The 23,967-nt window shown below is 69.7% G+C and carries 11 protein-coding genes and 2 pseudogenes; 6 read left to right on the top strand and 7 right to left on the bottom strand.

The annotated features are described in order from the left end of the window. Position 1 precedes the first annotated feature (1 nt). From ACH4RG_RS28775 to ACH4RG_RS28765, 3 genes are read right to left on the bottom strand one after another with little or no spacing between them, the layout of a single operon-like run. Positions 2–4,132, bottom strand: a complete 4,131-nt coding sequence (locus ACH4RG_RS28775) for an Eco57I restriction-modification methylase domain-containing protein (protein WP_397932334.1) — start codon at positions 4,130–4,132, stop codon at positions 2–4. Then, a complete protein-coding gene (locus tag ACH4RG_RS28770; protein WP_398540475.1) occupies positions 4,132–7,107 on the bottom strand; it encodes a DEAD/DEAH box helicase in 2,976 nt (991 codons plus the stop codon). The genes ACH4RG_RS28775 and ACH4RG_RS28770 overlap by 1 nt, the downstream gene beginning before the upstream one ends. A gap of 45 nt (positions 7,108–7,152) precedes the next feature. Beyond that, positions 7,153–13,596 carry a protein kinase gene (locus ACH4RG_RS28765; protein ID WP_398540474.1) on the bottom strand — a complete coding sequence of 2,148 codons (6,444 nt, stop codon included), beginning with the start codon at positions 13,594–13,596 and terminating at the stop codon, positions 7,153–7,155. Between the two features lie 392 nt (positions 13,597–13,988). Between ACH4RG_RS28765 and ACH4RG_RS28760 the strand changes: the two genes are divergently transcribed. The 3 genes and pseudogenes from ACH4RG_RS28760 to ACH4RG_RS28750 all read left to right on the top strand — a co-directional run. Beyond that, on the top strand, positions 13,989–14,147 hold the full coding sequence (locus tag ACH4RG_RS28760) for a hypothetical protein (protein ID WP_398540473.1): 159 nt from the start codon (positions 13,989–13,991) through the stop codon (positions 14,145–14,147). Next, complete coding sequence (locus ACH4RG_RS28755) at positions 14,144–14,347, top strand: hypothetical protein (RefSeq protein WP_398540472.1); 204 nt, start codon at positions 14,144–14,146, stop codon at positions 14,345–14,347. Before ACH4RG_RS28760 ends, ACH4RG_RS28755 begins: the two co-directional genes overlap by 4 nt. A 15-nt stretch (positions 14,348–14,362) precedes the next feature. Then, positions 14,363–15,254 (top strand): annotated as a pseudogene (locus ACH4RG_RS28750) (ATP/GTP-binding protein); the annotation flags it as partial. A gap of 12 nt (positions 15,255–15,266) precedes the next feature. On the opposite strand, the gene ACH4RG_RS28745 reads toward ACH4RG_RS28750, so the two are convergent. The 3 genes from ACH4RG_RS28745 to ACH4RG_RS28735 form a co-directional block, all read right to left on the bottom strand. Continuing rightward, positions 15,267–15,536 (bottom strand): hypothetical protein, encoded by a 270-nt coding sequence (locus ACH4RG_RS28745; RefSeq protein ID WP_397922485.1) that lies wholly within the window; start codon positions 15,534–15,536, stop codon positions 15,267–15,269. 727 nt (positions 15,537–16,263) lie between these two features. After that, positions 16,264–18,507, bottom strand: coding sequence for a hypothetical protein (locus ACH4RG_RS28740; RefSeq protein WP_398540471.1), 2,244 nt, complete (start codon positions 18,505–18,507; stop codon positions 16,264–16,266). 12 nt (positions 18,508–18,519) lie between these two features. Continuing rightward, positions 18,520–18,759 carry a hypothetical protein gene (locus tag ACH4RG_RS28735; protein ID WP_397921960.1) on the bottom strand — a complete coding sequence of 80 codons (240 nt, stop codon included), beginning with the start codon at positions 18,757–18,759 and terminating at the stop codon, positions 18,520–18,522. 739 nt (positions 18,760–19,498) lie between these two features. Here ACH4RG_RS28735 and ACH4RG_RS28730 point away from each other — a divergent pair. The 3 genes and pseudogenes from ACH4RG_RS28730 to ACH4RG_RS28720 form a co-directional block, all read left to right on the top strand. After that, positions 19,499–19,778 (top strand): annotated as a pseudogene (locus ACH4RG_RS28730) (IS5/IS1182 family transposase); the annotation flags it as partial. Further along, on the top strand, positions 19,768–20,274 hold the full coding sequence (locus ACH4RG_RS28725) for a hypothetical protein (RefSeq protein WP_398540470.1): 507 nt from the start codon (positions 19,768–19,770) through the stop codon (positions 20,272–20,274). The pseudogene ACH4RG_RS28730 and the gene ACH4RG_RS28725, both read left to right, overlap by 11 nt. Before the next feature lie 319 nt (positions 20,275–20,593). Further along, a complete protein-coding gene (locus tag ACH4RG_RS28720; RefSeq protein ID WP_398540469.1) occupies positions 20,594–21,907 on the top strand; it encodes a hypothetical protein in 1,314 nt (437 codons plus the stop codon). Positions 21,908–22,281: 374 nt separating this feature from the next. Here the strand turns inward: ACH4RG_RS28720 and ACH4RG_RS28715 are convergent, their stop codons facing one another. Further along, complete coding sequence (locus ACH4RG_RS28715) at positions 22,282–23,811, bottom strand: helix-turn-helix domain-containing protein (RefSeq protein ID WP_397921964.1); 1,530 nt, start codon at positions 23,809–23,811, stop codon at positions 22,282–22,284. Positions 23,812–23,967: the final 156 nt, after the last annotated feature.

Raw genomic sequence — 23,967 nt, 5'->3', positions numbered from 1 at the left:
TTCAGCTCCTCGTGCGGGATCGGGCGTGGCGGGGGCCGCGGCCGGGGGGCGGGATGAGAGGGGAGCGGTAGGTGCCGGACTCGCCCTCGGTGAGCGGGTTCTCCGGCGTCAGGCCGGCGGCGGCCATGCGGTCGTACTCCGCGAGGACGAGGTTCTTGGTGCGGTACTCGCCGTGCGCCTTCACGTCGTTGTCCCGGGTGACGTTGAAGGTGTCCAGGATGTACGCGGTGTCGTCGCGGTTGATGCCGTAGAGGTGGAAGAAGAGGGCGTCCAGTTCGGCGCGGATGACGGCACGGCGGTCGGGGTCCCAGCGGAAGGGGGCGCCGGTGTCGCCGAGGTCGCGGGCGAACGGCCGCATGTCGTCTGCGGTGTAGGTGAGTTCGAGGGTACGGGGGCCGATGAAATGCTTGTGGAGCATGATCTGGTCGGGCGTGGGGACGGGGAGCTGCCGGACGATGAAGTAGCTCAGTGACGTGCCGCCGACGGACTGACGAGCGACGTAATCGAGGACGAACGACGACCAGATAGGTGCCAGCAGAGCCGCGTGCGGGGTGAGCGCGAGCAGGAACTTGTTTCCGAACCCACGTGCTGGTGCTACAGCGGCGATCAAGGTTCGTTCGTCGGCGGCGCGACTGATCTCACGCCAGCCCAGCAGCCAGCCTCGGTCCCCTCCCTTGGCTGCCAGTCGGCTACGGACCCCCGGCACGAAGACAGGTTTGCCGTTCCTGTCGACTTCTCCCGTCGGGAAATCCTGCTCCGGCACCCAGTAGCGCGGCAGGGGCGCGGCGGCGGCGTCCTGATGCTGCTCCAGGGTCAAGCGCGGAAGGGTGCCCTTGTTGAGCTGCTTCTCCGTGGCGTTCTCGTAGGTGGAGAAGCGGTGATCGTAGTGGTGCAGCATCTTCGCTTCGTACAACGGGAGCAGCCGCTCCTCGTCGCGGACGAGCACGTTCCCGTCGAGGGACCAGCCGGACCTGAGCAGGTCGTCGAGCGTCTCGTCGTCCTGGGCGGAGGGACGGAACAGGTGGGAGTCGTTGGACATGTGGAACATGGCCATGAACGAGATGTCCCAAGGATTCCCCTCCGCCTCCCTGGCCTCGTTGATCAGGACCGGAATTCTGCGGAAGATCCCCAGAGCGATGTCCGCGTCCCGTCGGTGACTGAAAACAGGACACGTTCCCGTGTTCGGATTCATGGTCAGGATGTCCTCGGCCGCCATCAGGTAGCTGCGGTCAGCGATCTGCTCAGGCTGCCGCACCTTGAACACCATCTGGATCGGCGCACGCAGATCGCCCGAACCACGCAGCATGAACAGGCAGAACCGCAGCTGGTTGTGGACCTCGGGGAAGACCTTGTCCTCGTTCTCGAAGTCGTAGAGCGCGGCGAGCTGCCCCTTCGTCACGATGTCCTTGAAGAAGAACTGCGTCGTGGCGTCCGTAGCGATCCCCGTGGGCACGATCACCCCCGTCCGCCCCCGGGGCCCGGTCAGCGTCCGGTCCGTCTCCGTGAACACCGCGTACGTGTTGATGTCCCCGCGCCCCGTCAGCGGGAACCGGGCGCTGGACCGCAGGAAGTGGCTCTCGCCCTCCGCCCGGCGCTTCGCCTCCCCGAACTCGGCGTACAGGCGCTCGCCGTCACGGTCGTCCCGCAGTTCGTCGATGAGCCGCTTCCGGGCGGCCGCGTTCTTGGCCTCCGCGATGCGCGGGTCGCGCTGGGCGAAGAACTCCTGCTCCTGGAGCTTCACCCGCTCCCACGGCGGGTTCCCCACCACCGCGTCGAACCCCCCGGCCCACCCCGTCCCCGGCTGCACGCCCGCCCCCGACTCCGGGACGGCGAACACCTCCGGGAACTCCAGGTGCCAGTGGAAGAAGCGATAACGGTCCCGCAGCTCCAGGATCTCCCTGTGGGTCGCGTCCGGCACCGCCGACTGGTCCCGGTTCCGCAGCGCCCGGAACACCTGGTCCGTCGGGGCCTCCGGCGCCCCCGCGTACTTCGGCCACACGAACGCCGCGCACCAGGCGTCGGCGGCGTGGAGGTCGTGGACGTACGCGGTCGACTCCGTGTACGCCCGGTAAGCGGACTCCTGCGCCCGCACGTCCTCCAGGCGGTCCGAGGAGGCCAGCGTGATCCGGGCCAGCTCCACCGCGTACCGCTCGTTGCCGGGCAGGGTCTCCGCGTCGAACAGGAGCTCGTCCTGGCCGCCCCGCTGGGCCTTGTTGCGCTTGACCAGCGCCGAGGCGTACTTCCGGTCGTCGCCCTCGATCGGCTTGAACGCGTCGTCCGGGACCCCCTCCCCGAGCAGCTTCGGCGTCGTGCCGATCAGGCCGTTGCCCCGCTTGACGTGGGCGTCCAGGAACCCGAGCGCCCGGCCCGGTTCCATGGCCTCCAGCCACAACGACACCTTGGCCAGCTCCACGGCCATCGGGTTGAGGTCGACGCCGTAGATACAGCGGGAGACGACCTCGCGCAGGGCGTGGCGCATCGCGCCGGCCGTCGGCTCGGGGTTGTGCTCGCGGACCGAGGCCACGCGCTTGGCGATGCGGCGGGCCGAGGCGACGAGGAAGTGGCCGGAGCCGCAGGCAGGGTCGCACACCGTCAAGGACAGCAGCTCGGCGACGATGTCGTCGGCCGGATCGGGCCGGCCGGCCGTGGTGGCGTTCTGCTCGCCCCGCTTGACGGCGTCGTCTATGACCGGGGTGAGGGTCGTGTCCAGCAGGCATTCGATGAGTGACGACGGGGTGTAGTAACTGCCCGTCGTCTTGCGGGTGTTGCCCGCCACCTCCACCAGCTCGAACGAACGGTCGGTGGCGGAGTGCTTCGGCTCCAGCTCCAGCAGGGACTCGTAGACCGACCCCAGTTCCTCGGCGTCCAGGTGGCGGTAGTCCACCGGTCGCCACCGGCGGGCACCGGGGTCGCGGACCTGGGCGAGGTGGCGGACGGCGGCGAGCAGCGACTCGTTGGACAGCTTCAGACCGTCCAGCGGGGTGTCCGCTTCGGTACGGGAGAACAGGCCGCCGAGGCCGGGCAGCGCCAGCTCGGGACGGCCGCCCTCGGCGCCCAGCGCGTCGAGGACGATGCGCAGCGCCTCGTACTGGTCGCCGTGGGCCGTGCCCTGGCGGCGGCGGGCGCGCTCACGCAGCCGGGCGGAGGAGAAGTACCGCTCGTACGCCTTGCGCCGCGGATCGTCGGGCTCCCCGTCGAGCAGGGCGCCGCGGTCCTCGGCGACGAACACGAACAGCAGCCGGTAGACGAGGCGCAGCAGGCCGTCCCGCAGCGCCTTGGGGTCGGTGTCCTCCCGCAGCGCGACGTTGTCCGGGTGACGCAGGAAGCCGGTGCCGAGGACGGTCAGGGCGTTCTGCACGCCCAGGCGCAACTGGTCCAGGGCGCGGGTGCCCGAGGTGACGGCCTCGGCACGCCACTTCTCCAGCCAGCACCCCGAAGCCGCCGTGCCCGCCGCCACCGTGAACCGGGAGGCGTGCAGCAGGCTGTACAGCAGGACGAACTCGCTGAACAGCTCACCGTCGAACAACGCTTCCAGATCGAACTCGACGTAGGCCGCCGTGGAGAACGCCGAGGAGTCGCGGAGCAGCCGCAGATGGCGGCCGTTGGTGACGATCGCCCACAGGTGGGCCTCGGTGCGGTTGAGGCAGTCCTGGACCAGGGACTGCGGCGGTACCTGGCCGGGGGCCGGGCGCTTGTCGAGCTCCTGGTTCCAGGCGACCTGGTGGACGAGAGCGGGACCGTGGCGGTGGGAGATCCGGAACCGCTTGTCCGGGTCGGAGTCGGCGGGGATGCCCGCCGCGCCGGTCTCCGCCAGTGCGCCGAAATCCAGTTTGCGGAAGAGCTGTGCGAGCCAGTCGGTGCCGGCCCGGCCCGTCGGGTCGGCGGCGGGCACGCCGGTCTTCGGGTCCGACGGCAGTGCGGCACGCAGCTCGCGCCAGAGCGGCTTGAGGTACTCCCAGGCGCGTTCGGCCTCGTCGCGCACGGGCACGGAGGCGGGCAGGCCGTAGTCGGCGGGCCGGGTGCCCGGCAGGGTCCGTGCCTCGGCGACGCGCAGCAGCATGTCGGCGGGGAGCAGACCGCCGACCGTGGTGATCGAGGTGAAGGCCAGGGCGGTGCGGGTGGCGGCGGACATCAGGCTTCGACTCCGGACACGGTGGAAGCGGACGCGGCAGCGGGCTGCTGCGGCAGGTAGACGTAGACGCCGAGGACGTCGGCGGGCTCCTGCGGGACGACCCTGAGACCGCGGACGATCTCCTCGTTCGCCTTGCGGACCCGGCGGTGCGAGACGTCGAGCTCGGCGGCCAGGCGGGTGCCGTACGCGGCGAGGTGCCCGGCCAGGCCCGGCAGCGCGCCCAGGTCCCGGGCGATCTGGTTGCGGACCAGCTGCTCGTGGGTGTTGCCGGTGGCACGGGCCGCGAGCAGGGCGGCGGTCGCGTCCTCGTCGAGCCAGCGGGCCCGCGACGGCATCCCCTCGTAGGCGAGGAGGCGGGCGTCCTCGGCGACGAGCTGCCGTTCGCCGGTACGGGACGGGAGCGTCAGGTGGAAGCGGTAGCGGACCAGCAGGAGTGTCGTGCGGACGGTGACCGCGTCCGTGGTGACCACACCGCAGCGGCGGGCCGGCCGGGGGCCGGGTGTGTTCACGTCGAGCGCCGAGTCCAGCACGTACGAGGCGATGGCGCCGATCGCCGGGTCGGTGCGGACCAGCGCCGCCTCGCCGCGGCCGATCGCCGGAGTGGTGCGGAAGGGGATCTGCCGGTCCTCCTCGACCAGCCGCCCGCCGAGCGTCGCGGCGAGCGCGTCCCGCAGACCGGCCGGGGCGCCGCCGGCCTGGGCGGTGAAGTCCCCCGTGCCGTCACCCGGATCACGTACCAGCGCGTCCAGGTCGCGCAGCGCGTCCACGGCGAAGTCGCGGACCTCCTCGGCGCCGCCGAGCGCGGCCCGTATGGCGGCGACCTCGCGCGCCACCTCCTCGGGATGGATCGCGCGCTGCGCGTACTTGGAACGGGACGTCTTCTCCCGCTCGGCGGCGGAGTTCCACTCCCGCTCGATACGGTCCAGCGACTCCTGGTGCCCGTCCAGGTCGAACAGGCTCTCCTGACTGCCCTGCCGCCCGTGCAGCAGCAGCCACTCCACCACCGCGTCGGTGACACCCGAGGCGGTCTCGTCCGGCACGGAGACGGAGATGCCGAGGTCCTTCATGATCTGCCGGTGCTTCATGAACAGCACCTCCAGAACCTTGCCGTCGATGCCGTTGTCCTCGCCGAACATGGTGACGACACGGACCTGGTCGCGCTTCTGCCCGTAGCGGTCTACCCGGCCCTCGCGCTGGTCGTGCCGGGTGGGGTTCCACGCCAGGTCGTAATGGACGACGGCGTCGAAGTGATGCTGGAGGTTGACTCCCTCCGACAGGCAGTCGGTGGCGATCAGGACCCGCCGGGCCGCCGCATCGGAGGCTTCCCCGCCGACCCCGGCGTCCCCGGCCGATTCGGCGGCGAGCTGCTCGACGCGCTCCAGGCGCTGCTGCGGGGAGAGCGTCCCGGTCACCGCGGCGATCTTCGTCCGCCGGCCGAGCCTGCCCTCCAGCTGCGTGACGAGGTACTCGGCGGTGGGGATGTAGCGGCAGAAGACGATCGGGCTGTAACCGTCGGCGATGAGGCCCTTCAGATGCCGGGTGAGCGCCTTCAGCTTCGCGTCGCCGGCCGGGCCGACGAGCTGGGCGGCCCGTTCGGAGAGTTCGAGCAGCCGGGCGCCCGCCTCCTCCGACTCGGCGGCCCCCGGCGCCACGTCCATGCCTTCGAGCCGGTCGTTGTCGGCGGAGTCGGCGGCCACCGGGGAGCCCAACGCGTCCGCCTCCTGCGCGGTGCGGGCGGTCGCGGACTCGGAGCGGGTCCTGAGGGTCTGCGCGGCGGCGGCGGGCGAGGACACCATCGAGCGCAGCAGCGCGATCACCGACCACCAGGCGATCCGGGCCTCACGCCTGCCCTGCTCGCCCGCGGCGGCGACGCGGTCGCGGGCGTAGGCGATGGCGTCGTCGAGCAACGCCCGGTATTCGGGCGTCAGTTTGTACGGCTCGTCCTTCGTCCAGCGGTCGGAGGGAAAGGCCGTGCGCTGGACCAGGGAGTCGTCGGCGAGACCGTCCTCCTTCGTGAGGTACTCGCGGACGTCGGCGCGCTTACGGGCCACGAAGTGCTCGGCGAGCCTCGCCCGGCCCGCCGGGGACTCCAGGTCCAGGGTCGCGAGTTCGGGCCGTACCAGGGCGAGCAGGTTGCGGAACGCCGACTCCTTGCCGGAGTGCGGGGTGGCGGTCAGCAGCAGCAGATGCCGGTCCGGGTCCGCCGAGACCTTGCGCAGCAGTTCGTGACGGAGCTGGTTCGTACCGGCCGCCGTCCCCTGCCCGGCGTCGTCGGCGGTCACACAGGAGTGGGCCTCGTCGACGATCACCAGGTCGGGACAGTGGCGTACGAAGTCCTCGCGGTGCCGGGTCGACTTGATGAAGTCCGTCGAGATGATCGTGTACGGGTGCTTGTCGAACAGGGACTGGCCGAGATCCAGGCCGCGCTCCAGGCGGGACACCGTGGAGGCCAGGACCAGTTCGGCCCCGATGCCGAACTTCTCCCGCAGTTCCGACTGCCACTGCTCGGCCAGCGACGGGGAACACAGCACTGTCAGCCGGGTCGCCTCGCCCTGCGCGAGCAGTTCCTTGGCGATCAGCCCGGCCTCGATCGTCTTGCCGATGCCGACGTCGTCCGAGATCAGCAGCCGTACGGTCCGCTGCCGCAGCGCCATCAGCAACGGGACCAGCTGATAGGCCCGGGGCTCCACCGCGATCGAGGCCAGCGAGCGGAAAGGGCCCGCGCCGGAACGGAACCCGATGCGCAGCGCCGTGCGCAGCAGACCGGCGGACCTCTGGTCGCCCACGTCGGACGGGATCGGCGCCGCGAACTCCGCCGCACGCACCTCCTCGAAGGCCGGGAAGACGGCCGCGATGTCGTCCTCGCTCCCGCCCAGGGGGCGCAGCACCAGCATGTCGGCGGCGCTCTCGGGCAGCACCACCCATTCCCGGCCACGGGCGGCCACCAGGGAGCCGGCTGTGTACGTGGGGCTCATGATTGTCTCAGTTCCTATGGAGGGAAGAGGGCGGAGGCGGGACGGTCAACGCAGGTGGAAGTAGGCGGCGTTGTGCTCGGTGATGGCGTCCCAGTCCGCGTCCGTCGGGAAGCGCACGACGTCCCAGCCGGCGTCCTCCAGGCGGTAGCCCGCCTCGATGTCGCGTGTCGAGTCGACCGGCCGGCCGGGGCCGTCGACGAACACGGCGAGGTTGGCGCCGTCCAGCCGGAAGACGAGATCGGGGCAGGCGCCCGCCTCCGGGACGAGGCTCCTGACCTCGTCCGGCAGCCGGTAGCCCTTCGCACGGAGCCAGCCGAGGAGGTCGCCGCTCGCGACGAGGGCGCCGAGATCGGCATTCAGCGGGGTGGGAGAGGGCACAGGCGTCCTCTCGGCCGCGTCCCCCGTGCGGTGGTGGGCGGCGGCGGGGGCCAGCCTGCGGAACTGTTCGCTGCGGGACTCGCCGCGGTCCTCCCGCTCCGTCAGGGCGCCGGCCAACCGCCGCAGCAACGGCCGCGCGGCGTGCCGGCTCAGCTTGCGGTGGTGCGTCTGGTTGGCGTACGTCAGCAGGCAGGCGTAGCAGCCGCGGGCGCACCCCTCGCCGCCCACCAGCTCACCCTCGTCCTTTCCCGTCTCCGCGTCGAAGTGGCAGATCTCCAGGGCGGTCCGGGCGGCCTTGGCGAGCGCCCGCCTGTCCTGCTGGATGCGCCGCAGCACACCGGCGCCCCCCTCGGCGGCCTCCGTGAACAGAATGCGACGTCGGGGGCCGTCGTCCGGGGGCAGCAGCTCGGCGGTCAGCTCCGAGTCCTCCAGCTCGAACGCCGCCTCGATGCCCCGCTCCAGCGCGTACAGGAACGACAGCGCCACCGGCTCGGGCTCCGGCTCGTCGAGCGTGACCACGAGGATGTTGCGGCGGTCCTCCACGTACGGCAGGACCCGCTTCTTACGGCGCTTCTCGTTGCCGTCGTCGTCGACCACCGGCATACCGTTGGAAGACGACGGCATGCCGGTGCCCTCGATGGCGTCCGCGGCTGCCCGGTCGTTGAGCCAGCGGCCGTCGCCGAGGTCGAGCCAGTAGCCGTCCGGCTCGCCCTCCTTGTCACGGACCCGGCCGAGGTTGGTGATGCGCACGGTCGCCGAATCGCCGTAGTCCACGGCGAGGACGGGCAGGCCGTCGGCGTCGGTGACCTGCGAGGTGAGGCGGCCCTTGCGGGCTCCGCGGTCCTGGAACGCGTAGGAGGTCTCCAGACGGAAACCCGCCCGGCGGCGCTCCTCCTCGTCGGAGGAGATCCGCTCGCGCGGCGTGGTGTACACGGTGTGCAGATGGAGGAGACCGGTGCGCTTGTTCCGCAGTTCCCCGAAGCACAACGTGCACCGGTCCAGGCCGGCCTTGACGCCGTAGTGATACCCGCAGCCGTCACAGCGCCGCGCCTCCGCCGTCGCCAGCTCGCCCGAGGCGTCCGGCGGCAGCTGCACGCGGGTGACCTGGTAGCGGGCGCCCTCGTGGTAGATGAGCGCGCCGGGGCCGAACTCACGGATCGCGAGGAACCGGGGCCGCTGCAGGTAGTCGCCGTCGGCGTTGCGGCGGTTGCCGGAACGCGGGATGTACGCGGCCAGGGGCAACCGGGGAAAGCTGTAGCCGGGCAGGAACCCCTCGGACGCCAGATAGCGGTACGGGTTGAAGTCGCTCATCACCGACTTGCTGTCGGACGAGCGGTTCAGCAGCAGGTTCGTCCGGGTCTCCGCCTCGCGGCGCCGGGTACGGGCCTGGACCTGCTGCCCCTGCGACAGCGTGTGGTCGACGACCCGCTTGTTCTGCTCGTACTGGTCGACGACGGCCGCGCGGAACAGGTCCCGCCACCGCTCGAAGGACTCGTCGAACCGCTGGGGGGCCCGCTCGATCCGGTCCTCGATCCACTCGTCGTACCACCAGGTGGTGGCGGCGAACTCCGTCCTCAGCGGTTCGAGGACCGCCCGGGCGGCCACGATCGCGCGACGGCGGGCGCCCTCGTCGAGCGAGCCTTCGCGGATGTGGGAGTGCAGCGGCAGGGGCATGTCCGGATCGGGGCGGTCGCTGCCGTCCGGGTCGTAGGCCACGTCGACGACGTCCGGGACCGCGATGCCGAGCCTCATACCCGTCTCCGCCAGCCAGATGCCCTGAAGGTGGGAGCGGACCAGGTCCTCGTTGGCGAGGTCGAGGCGCGGCGGGGCCACCTGTCCGGCCACCATGTCCTGGGACCGGCGGAAGTAGTACTGGTCGTGGCTGTTGCCCGTCGCGCAGTACGTGGTCACCAGTGCCGGCTGACCGGAGCGGCCCGCCCGGCCCGAACGCTGGGCGTAGTTCGCCGGCGTCGGCGGCACATTGCGCATCATCACGGCGTTGAGCGACGAGATGTCCACACCCAGTTCCATCGTCGGCGAGCAGTACAGCAGGGGCAGCTCGGCCGTGCGGAACCGGCCCTCGCGCTCCAGCCGGTCCTCCGGAGAGACCTGCGCGGTGTGCTCGCGGGCGAACAGACCGGCCAGCTCGGCCGACGCCGTCCGGTACAGGTCGCGGAAGAACGGGTTGACGCGCGGGCCCTCACCGCTGTTGTACGTGCGGGCCAGCGGGTCGACCGCGCCCCGCTCGCCGCTCCCGGCCCGCCAGACCAGGGCGGCCGCGGACACCCGGTAGCCGGTGCGCTTCCGGGCCGCCCGACGGCGGAACGCGGGGCCGGAGTGTTCGGGGGCGGCGTCCACCTCGCGTACGAGTTCCGCCGCGAGCAGCACCTTCAGCAGGTCCTCGATGACGGTCTGGACGTCCTCCTGCGGAAGATCACGCAGCTCGGGCATGTTCCGCCGCAGGTACTTCCCGAACTTGCCGCGGGCCGACACGAACAGCGCGGAGCGTTCCATGCCGGGCTTCGAACCGTACGGGTAGGCGGTCCCCACGTCCGGCCGGTCGTTCTCGCTCAGCACCCACGGCCCCGTCAGCCGCTCCTCGCTGGCACGCTGCAGCGTGTCGAAGTCGTCGCGGAAGTACTGCACGTCGATGGCGAGCGCACGCCGCATGAAGTCGAGCAGCGTCCGGGCGATCTCCTCGCGCAGCGCCGGGTCCGCGTCGCGCAGCACGGCGTGCGTGGCGTCCCAGCGGTCCGGCGCGGCGGCGATCCAGCCCAGGTCCTCGTAGTCGATCCGCAGCAGGCCCGTCTGCTCCAGGTTCGGCATCGTGATGCGCCAGCCGCGCTCCAGATCCCGGTAGAGCCGGTACCCGACGACATCGCGGAAGGCCTTCGTCGCGCGACGCTCCATGGAGGGAGCCGGCGAAGCGGCCCCGGTGTACTCGCGCGTCGACAACCCCATGACCTCGGTCACCGCCTCGGCGAGGTCGTCGTGGTGCAGCCCGTCCTCGCCGGCCCGCAGCGCGGCCTGGTATAGGGCGCCGCGCAACTGCGTCACCTGGGCGAAGTCGTTGAAGTGGCCGGCCTGGAGCGAGGCGTCCTGACGGTTGTCGACGAAGGTGAGGAGCTTGCGGGCCTCCTTGCCCAGACTGTCCTCGGGCACCGCCCGCAGGGACTTCACGATCGACGCGGAGATCAGGGAGGTCGCCGAGGACCGGCCCTCCTGGTCCAGCGTGGCCAGCTTGGCGAAGTCCCGGCCGCGGGTCTGCTCGTAGGAGACCTGGCAGTGCACGCAGAACAGGAACGGCGCGGGGACGAACGCCGCGGCCAGCCCCTCGCCCGACTCGTTCCCGAAGCCGTCCACGACGACACGCCGGGGAACCCGGGGGCGATAGGACCTCCTGACGACGGTCGCGCCCCGGGCGTCCGACTCCAGCCACGACTCCGGCAGCCGCCGGTCGTCCACGGCCGTCTGCGGATCCGCCGGCCACTCGTAGTCCTCGCCCGGCACACCGAGATACAGATACCCCTCGCCGGCCCGGCCGCCCGAGGCGGACGTGTCCCGGCGGGGCTCGTAACGGAACGACCCGTGCTCCTCGGTGCGCCAGACGGTCAGATACTCCTGGCCGCACTCGCGGCAGAACGCCAGCGGGAACAGCGGCTTGCCGTCGCTGTTCGGCTGCTCCAGCTGGTAGGTGCGGGTGAGGGGCCGGCTCAGCGGATCCTCCAGCGTCGTGTAGACGGTGTCGCCCTTGGAGAGGAACTGGTGCAGGCGGAAGGCGAACAACGGCCGTTCCGTCACCGGGTGCTTCGCCTGCGAACCCGCCTCCAAGGTGGTGCGGATGGCCTCGCCCGCGCGCTCCTCGGTCACCCCGGAATCCGAAGCCAGCTCGGCCGCCGCTGCCTCGACGGTGCCCGGGGGACAGCGGCGCAGCCGCCCCGTGTCCTCCTCACGCTCCAGGCCGAACCGCGACTCCAGCCAACGCGCCAGCGGGTCCTTCGTGAGCGCTCCGTAGGAACGGGGTGCCGACGGAACCCGCAGGCGCTCGGCGGACACGGTCACCGGCGCCTCGTCGGTCGCCCGGACGAGGGTCTCGCCGATGACGCGCTTCGGCAGCACCGTCGTACCGAACAGCCGGCCGGCGACCGCGGCCACCTCACGCTGCTGCTCCTCCCAGGACCCCTCCGTGGACAGGGTCGCCGAAGTGCCGACGCACTGAAGGGAGGCCGAGGCGCCGCAGGCCTCGCGGGCCCTGCGGATCAGGAACGCCACGTCCGCGCCCTGCCTGCCCCGATAGGTGTGCAGCTCGTCGAAGACGAGGAACTGCAAGCCCTCGGCCTGACGGATCAGGCTCGACCGGTCGTCCGGCCGGGTCAGCATGAGCTCCAGCATCACGTAGTTGGTCAGCAGGATGTCCGGCGGGTTCCCGCGCAGCTCCCTGCGCCGCTCCTCGGACTCCTGGCCGGTGTAACGGGCGAAGGTGACCGGTTCCTGCCCCGCGCCGAAACCGTGGCGCAGGTACTTCTCCAATTCCATCAGCTGCGAGTTGGCCAGGGCGTTCATCGGGTAGACGACGATGGCACGGACCCGACCGCCCCTGGCGCGCGCTCCCGTGCTGTTCCCGCCGGTGCTGTCCCCTCCCGTGCCGTCCCCTTCCGCGCGAACGCTCGCCGCCTGACGCTCCTTCAGAACGTGGTTCACGATCGGGACGATGTATGCCAGGGACTTGCCGGAACCCGTGCCGGTGGTCAGCACATAGGAGTCGCCCGCCCCCGCGGCCTCGATCGCCTGCCGCTGGTGGAGGTGGAAGGTCAGCGGTCGCCCGTCCGGGCGTCGCGAACTCTCCTTCTTGCCCGCCTGGAAGATCTCCGCACACTTCGGGTGCAGCAGGCCCTCCTGGACGAGGTCGGTGACCTTGCCCCCGTCGGCGAAGAAGGGGTTCAGCGAGAGCCACGGGTCGGGCCACTGCGACTTCGCCGCCAGGTCGTCCTTGACGAACCCCTCGATGCGGGCGTCCCGGAAGACCGTCGCGCTCTTGGTGAAGTTTTCGTACTCGCTGATCAGGTCGGCATGGACACCGAAGACGTCCATGGTCTCGGGCAGGCGCGGCTCCCTGCGCGGCACGGGCACAGGTGTGGCAGGGGCGCGCTCCGGGAGCAGGGCCCGCAGCCGCGCCACCGGGTCCATCACCCCCCAGTGCGGCGCGAGCAGGGCCGCCGTGTCGTCCGGTGCCAGCGCGAGCGGTACCAGTACGTCACGGAGCAGGGCCGCGTTCTCGGGCCGCAGCTCGGCCTTCTTCTCCAGCAGACGGTCCACCAGGCGCACCAGTTCGGCGGGGAGGTCCGGACGTACCAGCGTCAGGAGGGGCGGCCGGGAGTGCTGGTGCTGTTCGGAGAGTTCGTACGGGGTCCTGGCGGAGAACGGCGGCTGCCCGACCAGCAGTTCGTACAGGATGCAGCCAAGGGCGTACAGATCGGCGAGACCGGAGACGCGTTCGGCCCGGAACTGCTCGGGGGCCATGTACCGAGCCGTGCCGACGCTGACGCCCGTGCTGGTCAGCCGTGTCTGATCGGGATCGTCGACGATCGTGCCCATGCCGAAGTCGAGGATCTTGACGGTGCCGTCACGGGTCAGCATGACATTGGCGGGTTTCAGATCACGGTGGACGACCCCGGCCGTGTGCGCGGCGGTGAGCCCGGCGGCGATCTGCGCGCCGATGGCGGCGACCCAGGAGACCGGGAGCTGGGGTTCCTCGTCGATGAGGTCCGCGAGCTGATGACCGTCCAGCAGCTCCATGGCCAGATACGGCAGGCCGCTGCCGCCCGGGGTGCCGTCGATGCCCCCGTCGATGAGCAGGGTGAGGTTCGGGTGGCCCTGGGAGAGCATGCGCATGATCCGCACTTCGCGGCGGAAGCGGTCGAACTCCCTCGTGGATTCCGAGGTGTTGACGGCGATCCCGGTCCGGCCGCGCAGCACCGTCTTGACCGCGACCTCCCGGTGCGGGGAGTCGGGCGCGACCCGGAGATCTTCGGCCCTGTGGACCTCGCCCATGTTCCCGCGCCCAACGATTCCCGTGATCCGGAACCGTGCGTCGACCGTCGCCAGGCTCACCGCGCCTCCCCCTTTTCTTCACCTGCCGCACACGAGGCGGGCATATCTCCGGGGAGCGTATCCCTTGACGTGATCGTCAGCATGACACGATCATGTTGACATCGTCAACGCGCTCCTGGGTTCGCGTTCACCTGCGCCGCGCGCGCGGAGGCGGGGCTCGGCACGCGCCGGCCGAAGACCCGCGCCACGTGGATGTCCCGGTCCGGGTGCTTGGCCCTCAGGAACCGGGCCACCGCCCGCAGCGCCCCGAATGTCGGCCCGCCGCCGACGCCGGAGCTCCTCACCGGCCGTTCGTCCGCTGCCACGGGGGCGGCGAGCCGAGCCCCGCGACGCCGCCCCCGCCCTGCCCTTTCCGCACCGGCCGTCGAGCCGCCACCGCCGGATCGCGGCCGGTGGGTGAGGAGCCAGGACGGACGGAGTGCCCCGGCTCCCTGCTGGCCGAACTCGACCCCGGCACACCTGCCATCCCGGCTGTCATCCAAAGCGCGACCGCCTCCGGCAGTTCACGGGTCTACCAGCCCGGCCGCGATCCGAACGCCGACCAGCGGTGACCGGCCGCAACGACGGCCGGGCCGCTGATCAGGGGCGCGTCTACCAGGCTTCCGGTGATCAGCACATCACCGAGCACCACCATCACGGCGCCGCCGGGGCCGGCCCGGACTCGGTGCGGCCTCCGCCCATCGGCCGGGCCCCGGCGAGCCTGAGGGACCGCGGCGAACTCGTCGGACGCCTGAAGGAGGCGGTGACCTAGGGCGCCGGAAGCACCATGTTCGTCCTGCACGGCCTGGGAGGATGCGGAAAGACGGCCGTGGCGTGCGCACTCTTCGAACACGCCACCCGGGAACGCGGACGCCTGGGACGGTGGGTCAACGCCTCCGACCAGGCATCCCTGCGGGCCGGAATGCTTGCTGTGGCCGCCGACCGCGGCGCCCGCGACGGTGAGCTGATGGCCGCGCGCAACGGCTTACGCGCGGCGGCGGACCTGGTCTGGGACCACCTCGACCGGTCCGACACTCCCTGGCTGCTGGTGCTGGACAACGCCGACGACCCAGCAGTGCTACGGGACGGCGGATGGCTGCGCACCAGCCCGCGCGGAACCGTCCTCGTGACCACACGGCAGACCGCCGGCCACTGGTGGCCCGCTGCCGAGCTGCTCTACGTGGATGTCCTGCCGCGGCCTCGGCCGCCTGCCGCTCGCCCTGACCCTGGCCGGCGGGTACCTGGCTCACCAGGTGATCGCCCCTTGGACGATGGAGGAGTACGGGCGCCGTCTGCAGGAGCGTCCGGATCCCATCGAACTGATCGACCAGGGGGCCATCGACGCGGGCAACGACTCGCGGCACCTGGTCAGCGGAACATGGCAGCTTTCGCTGAACTCCCTGGCCGGGCAGAACCTGCCTGAGGCGGTCACCCTGCTGCGCCTGCTGCCCTGCTGGTCGAGCGACCCCCTGCCCCTGTCCCTGCTCGCCAACGTCCGGCTCGACCTGCCCCTCCCCACGGACCGGGTGGACATGGTGCTTCGGGGCCTGCCTGACCACTCGCTCACCCACCTCGTTCCCGGCGACATCCGCTGCCTGCGTACGCACGGAGTGCTGCTCGACAGCGTCGCACGCGTCCCCCCGGCCGGTGAACGCGACCAACTTGCCGCCGCGGCGGCGTCGACCTGTGGGCTAAGCATCGGGAAGGTCTACCTTCGCTGCAGCGGCAGTCCTGCGGGGGATGACGACGATCCGTTCGTCCGGGGCGACGACGAGCCCCGGGGGGAGACTGAGCAGGTAGGAATCGGTGAGGTCGCGGCCAACGACGGCGATGTCCCCGTTCTCCAGTTCCCAGATATCCGGGCACCCCTGCTCGCCGCCCGTGGTCCCGAGATCGGCGGGGGATCTACCCAGGCGGCGCACCAGCGGCGAAGAGGGATCGGCTTCCCAGCCCCGAATCATCACGGTTCTCCATTCAGTCCCCCCGAAGGTAACTGAGATCACATCTGACACGGCGTCGGGAAGAGACTTCCAGCCATCCGAACACGCCGGCTCGTCCCACTGAAACGACTGGACAGTCAGGTGGATCACGGCGAAGTCGCCGCGGCAGACGGGCAGGAACGACCGGGCCCACGCCCGGCCGACCGAGACACTGCTTCACGAATACTGCCGTCCCGTCCGTCCCCGCGACCACCAGGTGTTCCCACTGAGAAGCCAGCGGCATCGAACGCGCGGGGTCTACGCCATGCCGCCCTCTGCGAGGTTCGTCAACCACGACGACGGGCTGCTCTGTGCCGCCCAGGTGCCCGCAAGACCTTTGCGGGCTGCCTGGTGGCCGGCGAGGCGAGAGGGGGAATCGAAGATCACGGGGTGTCGCCAAGTCCGGGCTTGGGATCTTGCGGGCGCCTCGGTCTCAGGGGCGGGCACGGGGCCGCTCTGTGGGTAGCGCGGACGGCGGTCAGAACGCGGTTGATGCTCGGGCAGCCCAAAGGCTTGCGGCTGACCGTAACCGAAGCGGCAGAGCCGGATCGCTCGACCCGACCCGACCCGACCCGACCCGACCCGACCCGACCCGACCCGACGCGTCGAGGTCGGCTGCGACTGCCGGACGCCAGGAAGCGCGGTTCGGGTCCGCAGCCAGCGGGCAAGCGGAGGCGTCAAGCCCGCTGGTCCTACGAAACGCACTGCGTCAGGAGGGCTCCGTCATCTCCTCCATGAGTTCCGGCAGTTTACGCAGCCTGGACAGCGTTTGGTTGAGCAGGCGCACGGTCGCATCGGCCCGCTGTCGGCTGATGGGATGGTCGACGGACGCCGCGCGGCTCTGTTCCGCGAGGCGTCCGAGGAGTTCCCCGATCTCGGCGGAGGCCGCATGGAGGCCACGGATCTGTTCCTCTGCCCGGACCGTCAGAGCCTCGAGAGTGAGAGGTTCCTCGGGGGAGGAGGCTGAACTGACGCCCTCGTCGGCCTGGCCGGTGGCCGGCACCGTGGACTGGGCCGGGACTGCGGCGGTGAGCGCCGGCGCGGGAGAACGTGCGGGCGTTGAGGTCACGAGTGAGGACATTGGTGTCATGGACGAGAGCGCAGGCAGCGTAGGCGAAGGAAGGGGGGCGGGGACTGCAACTGTCTTGGGCAACGCTGGCGCAGATGCCACGGCCTTGCGGGGCCGGGTCCCGGTGTCCTTCGGGAATACGCTGTCGAACCAGAGCGGTGTCATCTCCCGTCCCGGCATCTCCGTGCCGGAGCTGCTAACGCGCCAAGGCCGCCGATCCCCGGCGTCCATGGCTGCGGCCAGCGACTTCAGAACGCCAACTGCCATCATCCGGCTCTTGTCGTACCGAAGAGCCTGCAGGCAGTTCATGACGGTCCTGCGGGACCGGCGAACCCGTTCTCCCGCGTCGCCGATGACTTCCTGGCCGTCGAGCGAGCCTCGATCTGGTTCGATGATGCCGAAGGAGGCAAGCCAGTGCGCCGCCCGATAGGACACCAGTTCGTCGAAGGCGTCGTCATCGGTGTCCGCGGCTGCGAGCAAGTCAGGCAGTCTGCGCCCGGAAAGGACGATGCCTTCCCGGGCCCGCGTGGAGAAGACCTGGCCGACGCGCGGGTTCCATGGTGCCGGGTAGCTCTCGGAGGTCAGCGCGGACCATGTACGCGCCCGCTGGTTGATTTCCCCCGACTTGAGCTGGGACGGTGGGTTCTCGCTGAGCGCGCGCCGCAGTAGGTGACGCTTGTGCGGATCCACCGGAAACAGTTCCTGCAGCAGTCGCATGGAGCGCAGGTCACGCAACTCCGAGACCGCCATGTCCATTGATACGTCGGGGAGTTCACGGATCGGCGCGAGCCCGGAAAGGACCTCCGCTGTCTTCTCGTCCATGACGCGTTGTGCCACGTACATCCCGAGAACGCTCCGCCCGAGCGCGCGTGAGCGGTCGAGAGCGTCGAACTCCAGCGGCGGGTGGACGTGATCGCGCCGGTTGTTCATCTGCACGATGCGGTAGAGCCGCTGGGGAGTGGGGGTTCCGATCACCAGATGTGCATCTACCGCAGCGATGGCAGCGGCACGTCGAGCCCGTGAGCCGCTTGTGGGGTCCAGTTCACCGTCGTCCGCATCCGCGAACTCCCTGTTGAGTACGGCAGAGAATTCAGGGAGCCAGTCGCGAGGGTCGCAGATGATCTCGTCCCCCTCTCGCTCCAGCTTCTCTGCCGGAACACCGGACAGCACTTCACTGGATGTCAAACGAAAGATCGACTGCCGTTTCTGAGTTCGATTATTTCCTCGAACTGCCATCCAACCCCAATAGGCGTCCGGGTAAAGGGGGTTGCCGTCGGAGTCCTTTTCCGGATTTTCCTCAATCCTCACTTGCTGGGCAACGTACATTCCAGGGTCCTGTTGCCCGTTGAGGACGAGGTCCTCCTCAAGATCGTATGGGCGGACGCGATCCCGCCTCTTCAGCTCGTCCGCCGCGTCCTCAGCGTTCATGATCAATGTCTGTCGGTTCGGCATGACGCTTTCCAGCGCGGCGAAACAGGTCTCGCGTCCATCGTCGTCGACGCTCATCCACGGCCGGACCGAGGCCAGGGTGCGCTCGGTTCCTCGGTCGACCGTCGGGTCCGCGACGGAGCGCCAGATCGAGCTGATCCGCTCGTTGTGCCCCCACAACACACCACCGACGCCGTGCATTCGGACGACGGCGATGACCATGTCGCCAGCGTCTGTGCAAATGCGTCGGACGGCGCTCGCCTTGAGCGTACGTACGCCGCGTGCGTCGGGCTCGCTCAGACTATGATCGGGGTCAACGATGAAGGGGGCGATGTTCTCCACCGCGCCACGGGGTAGATTCACCCCCTCGGTCGCCAGTACGGCCTCGATCCAAGCCTCTTGATCCTCCCGGGAAACCGGAATCGGAAACGGCCCCTTGACGATGCCCTCGCTCATGCCTACCTCACATCATTCGGATTCCCGGAGATGTTCCATAACCCACTCGATGCCCCTGTCTGTCCACCGGTAGACCGGATTGCCGGTCACCAGGGTGATCAGTACGAAGATGATCCGCAGGACCAGTAGCCGGTCCCTCATCCGCTCACGGCGCGCCGACCTGGCCTCGGTTTCGGCCAGCTCCCGCTCCTTGCGCCGGATCGTCTCGGCAGATTCATCGAAAGGATGGGCGTCATCTGGAGATGAAGGCACGGCTGGAACCCTTCGGGAAGGAGCGGCCGCGCGTCGACCCAGGGGCCAACCTTCGCCCCGCGTCGGTGCGTTAGGAACAAGAAGGATGTTGGCATCGATAAGCAGAGGGTCGCCATGCTTTTGTCATCCATTCACTCCAATGGGTGGAGGGTCGAACTGCTATGCCTATCGGAGGGGGAGGGGTCGTGCCCCCATGCCGGAGGTTAGTAAAAATGAGTCAACGGGTGGCGTCTCTCTGTACTGGATGTCGACCTGGCGTGCGAGAGATTTGAACGGCTGATAGAGTTGACGAACCGATGAAATGGTGGTAGGGGCCTATTGCTGTAAACAATGCAGATGAGGCGCCGTCCGGGTTTCTTCGCGTGATCGAGCTCTGTCGGGATGGCACCGGCGATGCGAGGGCGGGCAGGGGCCTTCGCCGGTCGTGAGTGGTGTGCCGCAGGGCGTTGATGTTGGTGCGGCGTCCTGGGCCGGTGGCCGTGGCCGCTGGCGGCGTTGCGCGGGCGGGCCACGATGTGCGCCAGATGGCCGACATGAATCTGGGGTCTTCCCCGTGGCCGTGCGGCCTCGGATGTGGTGGGGAAGGCTCCCGATCTTCCAGTCGCCCTTGATCCAGTCCGCGATCTGGGCGTCGGCGGCCGTGTTGGGCGGCAGGTTGGTGATCGGGTAGACGCGCTCGGCGTCCGAGCTGTTCTGGACAGCCCCCGTTCGCTGAGCTGAGCTCATGTCAGTGCCGACCCTGCAGCAGCGCCAACGGTTCCACAAGAACACCGTGCTGATGGTGGACGGCGCCCTGGTTCTCACCTGTGGTCACGCCATCGCCGGGCAGTCCCAGGAGCTGCCGGAACTCCACTGATCACCAGGTCGTCAACGACGTCGATGACCGGCTCGTCCTCGCCGTCGACCGGCCGTTGCCCGGCGGCCGCAACGACTGCAAGGTGTGGGAGCTATCCGGTGCGAAGGACGCCGTCGGCAAGACGGCCGAGATACCGGACGGTGGCTACCGGGATGCCGGCCTGCCTGGTCATCCCGCCGCCGCGCCGGCTGCTCTACGATCCCGTGCTTGCCAACCGTGAGGCGGCCCTCTCCACGAAGTGCTGCAAGACGACGGACGGCGGCGCCTGCGTCTCGTCGAGAAGGCCTCGGTCGGAGCCCGCCGTCTCGCGGCGGCTTGCCGGCCTTTCACCCACAACGAGATCACCGACGCTCTCAGCCGCTTCACGGGGCGCGGAGATCGCGCGCAACCACCACAACAGCCGCGAGATCGCCTCCCTCGCCGAGTACTTCCGCACAGGCGGCACCCGACCCGAACCCCGCTTCCGCAGCGACACGCTGCCCATGGTCCGTCACTATTCCGACACCGAGAATCTGGCTGACAACATCGCCGGTCCGGCGGCCCGGCACTCGCGGGCCCCTATCGGTGCCATGGTCGACACCATGCGTGTGGACGCCGACTTGATGCGGCTTCTGAAACGCGTCGGCCTCGCCCACGAACCCCAGCTCTACAGTTCGTAGGCCTCGTCCGGTCGCTATCGCGACCTCGACCTCTCCGGACCGGCGACTTCCTCGTCCACCGCGCCGGCACCAGGGCTCTGATTTTGACACCGTCGTTGTCGCGGACACGGAATCCGACTCCGCCACCGACCTCACGGCGGCGACCCTGCGCATGGCATACCAGGTCATGATTACCCGCGCCCGGCAGCGGCTGGTGCTGGGCTGACAAGAAAACCGGTTGCCCCGGCATACGAAGGGGGGACGGACGGGCGGATTCGCGGGTTGGGCTCGTCGCATTCGACGTCAGACGTAGGCTGCTGTCGGGAACAAGGGGGAGACGATGACGGACGACCGCAAGACGACCGTGCCGGTGTGGACGCTGGCGACCGCTGACGTCCGAGTGCCAGGATTGGCCGCGGGCGAGTCGATGACAGCTGAACGCCTGGCTGAACTGCGCGGAGTGCTGGCCGCTCTGGCCGACGAGCCGATCGTCACACTTGAGGTACACCCGCTGCCCGACAAGATCGACCGAGGCTGTGGTATGCCGCTCGACGCCGCGAGCCCCCTGGCGCAGCACCTGTCTCAGTTCATTACGCAATCGACCCGAAGTTCTCTTACGGCGGCCAGAGCGACCGCTGCCGGCGAGAATCTGTATCGCATGGTGATCCCGGCGAAGGTCGCCGCCCAGTTCGGGCAGGGCGTCGTCCGCTCGATGGTGCCAAAGGGGGCGGTCGGCGGCATCTACGGTGAGCTCGTGAATTCGACGGGCAGGATTGCTTCCAAAGCGACATTCGTGCCGGTCGGCGGCGCGGCAGCGGCGGGCACGGTCGGCGGGGCCGGTGCGACCGCCGGTGCTGCGGCCGCCGGCGGCACGGCGCTCACCGTGGCCGCTCCGCTCGTGCTCATGGCCGTGGCGGTGGGAGTGAGCGCGCACGCCGATCGCAGGCGCCAACAGGCCATTGAACACATCACGGAACTGCTTGAGCGACTTCAGGAGGAGAAGCTCGACGACGAGCGCAGCACACTCGACGGCTGCCGTGGCGCCATCGACAAAGCCACGGCCATCCTGCTCGACCAGGGCAAGCTCGGTGTCTCCCTGGGACTCGACTCGGCGGTGCATGCCATCGACACGGCGCTGAGCAAGGCCGACGGCCGCTCCATCCGGTGGCAAGGCGCGCTCGACGGATTGCGCGAGGGCGAGGCCGTCGAACTCGGCAAGCTGACCAAGGCGTTCCCCGGCGTCGATGACCATGGCGGCACGTTCCGCACCCACCTCGAACTCGCCTCCCTGGCGATCGCGCTGAAGCGGCGGGTGGTTGTCCTCCAGGCCGTCGAGCACGCACAGAGCAACGAGGGCAATCCGTTCACGAACTTCACCCGCGAACTCAGGCGCGATCAGCAGCGCCTCGATGAAATGGAGTCGAGCATCGCCGGTGTCCTGGTGCGCCTGTCGACACTGGAGCTGGCACGCCCGAGCGGCTTGCGGGCGCCCGTCTTCACGACCGGTGAAGTGGATCGCCTCATGAGCGCGACGCACCGGATTCACCAGCTGGGCCGTGGCGTCACAGTCCACAGTCCTACGACAGACGTGGCGATTGAGATTGCCCGCGACAAGGACGGTTCGGTGGTCGTGTTCCCCGCGTTGCCGGCGTAGACGTATCGGCGTGTTCGGCAGTGCGCGCAGGTGCAGGCAGAGGCTGGCGCGCCCGGCGACGACCGGGTTGGGGTCGAGAACTGGCGTGAGGAGAGGCGGCGAGCAGCAGGCCACGTCCGCCGGTGCGGTTGGCGTGCCACGACCGACATCGGACGTCGCGAGGCCACTTCGGCGACAGCCCTCCGTGAAGGCTGATGGGCACCCACGCTTATGTGACGTCCCGTCACTCATACAGGATCACCTTGCACGTGCGTTGCACAACGTGCTGATAAGCGACAGTGATCACCGGAAAGCTGCGAAGGCGGATATGCGCGGGTCAGCTGCATGTTGGGGTGTCGTGCACCTTGCCGTCAAGGGGCACGACACCCCACCCGTCAGATGTCCCGGAAGATCTCGATCTGCGCGCCCACCGAGTTGAGCCGCTCGGCCAGCTCCTCGTAACCGCGGTTGATCACGTACACGTTGCGGAGTACGGACGTGCCCTCCGCCGCCATCATCGCCAGCAGTACCACCACGGCCGGCCGCAGGGCGGGCGGGCACATCATCTCGGCGGCGCGCCAGCGGGTCGGGCCCTCGACCAGGACCCGGTGGGGGTCGAGCAGTTGGAGGCGGCCGCCGAGGCGGTTGAGGTCGGTGAGGTAGATCGCGCGGTTGTCGTAGACCCAGTCGTGGATCAGGGTCTGGCCGTGCGCGGCCGCGGCGATCGCCGCGAAGAACGGGACGTTGTCGATGTTGAGGCCGGGGAACGGCATCGGGTGGATCTTGTCGATCGGGGCCTCCAGCTTGGAGGGCCGCACCGTCAGGTCCACCAGGCGGGTGCGCGCGTTGTCGGCGGCGTACTCCGGGGTGCGGTCGCAGTCGACGCCCATCTCCTCCAGGACCGCGAGCTCGATCTCCAGGAACTCGATCGGCACCCGGCGGATGGTGAGTTCGGACTCGGTCACCACCGCGGCGGCCAGCAGGCTCATCGCCTCGACCGGGTCCTCGGAGGGGGAGTAGTCCACGTCCACGTCGATCTGCGGGACCCCGTGCACGGTGAGCGTCGTCGTGCCGACGCCGTCGACCCGTACGCCCAGCGCCTCCAGGAAGAAGCACAGGTCCTGCACCATGTAGTTGGAGGAGGCGTTGCGGATGACGGTCGTGCCTTCGTGGCGGGCGGCCGCCAGCAGGGCGTTCTCGGTCACGGTGTCGCCGCGCTCGGTCAGCACGATGGGCCGGTCCGGGGAGACGGACCGGTCGACCTGCGCGTGGTACAGGCCCTCCGTGGCGGCGATCTCCAGGCCGAACCGGCGCAGTGCGATCATGTGCGGCTCGATCGTGCGGGTGCCGAGGTCGCAGCCGCCCGCGTACGGCAGCGTGAACTGCTCCGTCCGGTGCAGCAGTGGACCCAGGAACATGATGATCGACCGGGTGCGGCGCGCGGCGTCGGCGTCGATCGCCTCCAGGTCCAGCTGCGCGGGCGGCACGATCTCCAGGTCCACGCCGTCGTTGACCCAGCGGGTGCGCACCCCGATGGAGTTCAGCACCTCCAGGAGCCGGAACACCTCCTCGATCCGGGCCACCCGACGCAGGACCGTCCGCCCCTTGTTGAGCAGCGAGGCGCACAGCAGCGCGACGCAGGCGTTCTTGCTTGTCTTGACGTCGATGGCCCCGGAGAGCCGGCGGCCGCCGACGACCCGCAGATGCATGGGGCCGGCGTAACCGAGCGACACGATCTCGCTGTCCAGGGCTTCACCGATGCGGGCGATCATCTCAAGGCTGATGTTCTGGTTGCCGCGCTCGATGCGGTTGACGGCGCTCTGGCTGGTGGCGAGCGCCTCGGCCAGCTGGGTCTGTGTCCAGCCCCGGTGCTGACGGGCGTCACGGATGAGCTTGCCGATGCGTACGAGGTAGTCGTCTGACATGACGGCAGGTTATCTCAGATATGAGATGAGGTTGTTGTGGGGGTGTGCCGTTCGAGTGACGGGTGTGTACCGGCTCCGCGACTACGGTCTCCCCCCATCCTCGCCCGCGCCGGAGCGACGCGCGCGACCGGCGCGGCCGTCCGGGGTGCGCGGCAA

This window comes from Streptomyces sp. NPDC021019 (assembly GCF_044333295.1).
Classification (GTDB): Bacteria; Actinomycetota; Actinomycetes; order Streptomycetales; family Streptomycetaceae; genus Streptomyces.
The sequence above is the reverse complement of the archived record's forward strand: the minus strand, read 5'-3'. Positions and strand labels throughout refer to the sequence as shown.

Excerpts from the sequence above, each read along its gene's own strand:
- ACH4RG_RS28770 (WP_398540475.1), bottom strand. The coding sequence starts at position 7,107 with ATGAGCCCCACGTACACAGCCGGCTCCCTGGTGGCCGCCCGTGGCCGG.
- ACH4RG_RS28745 (WP_397922485.1), bottom strand. The coding sequence starts at position 15,536 with ATGATTCGGGGCTGGGAAGCCGATCCCTCTTCGCCGCTGGTGCGCCGC.
- ACH4RG_RS28775 (WP_397932334.1), bottom strand. The coding sequence starts at position 4,132 with ATGTCCGCCGCCACCCGCACCGCCCTGGCCTTCACCTCGATCACCACG.
- ACH4RG_RS28720 (WP_398540469.1), top strand. The coding sequence starts at position 20,594 with ATGACGGACGACCGCAAGACGACCGTGCCGGTGTGGACGCTGGCGACC.
- ACH4RG_RS28715 (WP_397921964.1), bottom strand. The coding sequence starts at position 23,811 with ATGTCAGACGACTACCTCGTACGCATCGGCAAGCTCATCCGTGACGCC.
- ACH4RG_RS28740 (WP_398540471.1), bottom strand. The coding sequence starts at position 18,507 with ATGAGCGAGGGCATCGTCAAGGGGCCGTTTCCGATTCCGGTTTCCCGG.
- ACH4RG_RS28725 (WP_398540470.1), top strand. The coding sequence starts at position 19,768 with ATGCCGGCCTGCCTGGTCATCCCGCCGCCGCGCCGGCTGCTCTACGAT.